Origin of the sequence: uncultured Psychroserpens sp. (assembly GCF_947503375.1) — a bacterium.
Classification (GTDB): domain Bacteria; phylum Bacteroidota; class Bacteroidia; order Flavobacteriales; family Flavobacteriaceae; genus Psychroserpens.
In genome coordinates, this window is the sequence record NZ_CANNDQ010000019.1 from 1 (window position 1) to 4,082 (window position 4,082).

Annotated in this window: 1 protein-coding gene; it reads left to right on the top strand. The window is 37.7% G+C overall.

Annotated elements, in window-relative coordinates; all coding sequences use genetic code 11:
- Window positions 1-4,082: hypothetical protein (locus Q0876_RS15585; protein WP_299229797.1), on the top strand; the 4,082-nt coding region annotated here is incomplete at both ends.

Sequence of the window (4,082 nt, forward strand, 5' to 3'; positions counted from 1 at the left end):
GAAACAATTACAAGAACATGGACTGCTACTGATGATTGTGGTAATTCTGTCTCTGATACACAAACAATTACTGTTGAGGATACAACTCCTCCATCTATAACTTTACCTAGCAATGTAACTGTAGAATGTAATGAAAGTATAGATCCAGTAGATACTGGTAGTGCTACAGCTACAGATACTTGTGGTAATGTAACTGTAACATTCTCTGATAGTTCTGCTGCTAGTTGTGGAAATACTGAAACAATTACAAGAACATGGACTGCTACTGATGATTGTGGTAATTCTGTCTCTGATACACAAACAATTACTGTTGAAGATACAACTCCTCCATCTATAACTTTACCTAGCAATGTAACTGTAGAATGTAATGAAAGTATAGATCCAGCAGATACAGGTAATGCAACTGCTATAGATACTTGTGGTAATGTAACTGTAACATTCTCTGATAGTTCTGCTGCTAGTTGTGGAAATACTGAAACAATTACAAGAACATGGACTGCTACTGATGATTGTGGAAACTCAGTTTCTGATACACAAACAATTACTGTTGAAGATACCACAGCACCAACTCTAACTTTACCTAGTAATGTAACTGTAGAATGTTCAAACTCAACAGATCCTTCTGCAACTGGAAATGCTACGGGAACAGACACTTGTGGTAATGTGACTATTACCTTTGTAGATAGCTCTACTTCTGGTTGCGGAAATACTGAAACGATTACAAGAACTTGGACTGCTACTGATGATTGTGGAAACTCAGTCTCTGATACACAAACAATTACTGTTGAAGATACAACACCTCCATCTATAACTACTGTAGCTGCAGATCAAACTGTACAATGTGATGGCTTTGGTAATACAAATGAATTACAAGCTTGGCTAGACACAAATGCAGGTGCTAATGCTTCTGACAGCTGTGGAAGTGTGACTTGGACTAACAATTTTGTTAGCTTAACTGATAGATGTGGTGAAACAGGGTTCGCTCTAGTCACATTTACAGCTACTGATGATTGTGGTAATTCTGCTAGTACTACAGCATTATTTACAATTTTAGATTTATTACCACCATCAATAGATGTTGACGCTAGTGATTTAACAGTTGAATGTGATGGATCTGGTAATACTACCCAATTTAACGACTGGTTAAATTCAAATGGTGGTGCTACTTCATCAGATATTTGTGGATCTATTACTTGGACAAATGATTATACAGTTTTAACAGATGGTTGTGGTGAAACTGGAACAGCTACAGTAACATTTACTGCGACAGATGATTGTGGTAATGTAACAACAACAACTGCTACATTTACAATTGAAGATACTACTGTTCCTGATCTAACTGGATGTACAGTAGCTGATACAGCTATTGAGTGCTCTGGAACTAATAACGAAACTTTAGCTAACGATTGGAATGCTGCTAATATTGCTGCACTTGAAACTTGTGCTGCTGATGCTTGTGATACAGACTTTACGGGTCAAGTTACTTCTGATTACAGCTTTGCTAACTTAGTCTCTACTTGTGGTTTAGCTGGTACTATTCCTGTAATTTATACCATTACTGATGATTGTGGGAATGCCACTACGCTTAATGCAACATTGACTTTAGAAGATACTACTGTTCCAGACCTAACTGGATGTACAATTGAAAATACAGTGTTAGAATGTACTGATACTGATAATGAGTCTCTAGCAGATGCTTGGAATGCTGCTAACATTGCTGCACTTGAAGCTTGTGCTGCTGATGCCTGTGATACGGACTTTACGGGTCAAGTTACTTCTGATTATGATTTTAACAATTTAAATACTACTTGTGGCCCTTGTGGTACCATTAATGTAACATATACGATTACTGATGATTGTGGCAATACTACAACAGTAATTGCTACTTTAACTTTTGATGATGGTACTATTCCTGATCTATCAAATTGTGCTGTAACTGATACAACTATCGAGTGTTCTGGTACTAATAACGAAACTTTAGCTAACGATTGGAATGCTGCTAACATTGCTGCACTTGAAACATGTGCTGATGATCTTGGTATTACAGTCTCTTCAAATTATATATATACAAATTTAGTATCTACCTGTGGTCAATCTGGTACTATTGCTGTGATCTATACCATTACTGATGATTGTGGGAATGCCACTACGCTTAATGCAACATTGACTTTTGATGATGGTACTATTCCTGATCTATCAAATTGTGCTGTAACTGATACAACTATCGAGTGTTCTGGTACTAATAACGAAACTTTAGCTAACGATTGGAATGCTGCTAACATTGCTGCGCTTGAAGCTTGTGCTGCTGATGCTTGTGATACAGATTTTACGGGTCAAGTTACTTCTGATTACAGCTTTACTAACTTAGCCTCTACTTGTGGTTTAGCTGGTACTATTACTGTGATCTATACCATTACTGATGATTGTGGGAATGCCACTACGCTTAATGCAACATTGACTTTAGAAGATACTACTGTTCCTGATCTAAATGGATGTACAGTAGCTGATACTACTATCGAGTGTTCTGGTACTAATAACGAAACTTTAGCTAACGATTGGAATGCTGCTAATATTGCTGCACTTGAAGCTTGTGCTGCTGATGCTTGTGATACAGACTTTACGGGTCAAGTTACTTCTGATTACAGCTTTACTAACTTAGCCTCTACTTGTGGTTTAGCTGGTACTATTGCTGTGATCTATACCATTACTGATGATTGTGGGAATGCCACTACGCTTAATGCAACATTGACTTTAGAAGATACTACTGTTCCAGACCTAACTGGATGTACAGTAGCTGATACAACTATCGAGTGTTCTGGTACTAATAACGAAACTTTAGCTAACGATTGGAATGCTGCTAACATTGCTGCACTTGAAGCTTGTGCTGCTGATGCTTGTGATACAGACTTTACGGGTCAAGTTACTTCTGATTACAGCTTTACTAACTTAGCCTCTACTTGTGGTTTAGCTGGTACTATTACTGTGATCTATACCATTACTGATGATTGTGGCAATGCCACTACTCTTAATGCAACATTGACTTTAGAAGATACTACTGTTCCAGACCTAACTGGATGTACAGTAGCTGATACAACTATCGAGTGTTCTGGTACTAATAACGAAACTTTAGCTAACGATTGGAATGCTGCTAACATTGCTGCACTTGAAGCTTGTGCTGCTGATGCTTGTGATACAGACTTTACGGGTCAAGTTACTTCTGATTACAGCTTTACTAACTTAGTCTCTACTTGTGGTTTAGCTGGTACTATTCCTGTAATTTATACCATTACTGATGATTGTGGGAATGCCACTACGCTTAATGCAACATTGACTTTAGAAGATACTACTGTTCCAGACCTAACTGGATGTACAATTGAAAATACAGTGTTAGAATGTACTGATACTGATAATGAGTCTCTAGCAGATGCTTGGAATGCTGCTAACATTGCTGCACTTGAAGCTTGTGCTGCTGATGCCTGTGATACGGACTTTACGGGTCAAGTTACTTCTGATTATGATTTCAATAACTTGAACACAGTTTGTGGACCTTGTGGTAACATAACAGTAACCTATGCGATTACTGATGATTGTGGAAATATTTCAACTACAACAGCTACTTTAACTTTTGATGATGGGACAATTCCTGATCTATCAAATTGTGCTGTAACTGATACAACTATCGAGTGTTCTGGTACTAACAACGAAACTTTAGCTAACGATTGGAATGCCGCTAATATTGCTGCGCTTGAAACATGTGCTGATGATATTAATGTTACGGTAACATCAAATTATACATTCACTAATTTTGTTTCAACATGTGGATTAGGTGGTACGATCCCAGTTATATATACTATTACAGATGATTGTGGTAATGCTACTACACTTAATGCAACATTAATTATAGAAGATACTACAGCACCTACATTTACTGTACCTGCTGACATCACTATCGAATGTGATCAAGATCCTAACGAGCTTACACTTACTGGTGATGTAACTGATGAGGCTGATAACTGTTCTACTGGTCTAGAGGCTACATTCTCTGATGTTGTTGCTGATGGTGCTTGTGCTAATGAATCTGT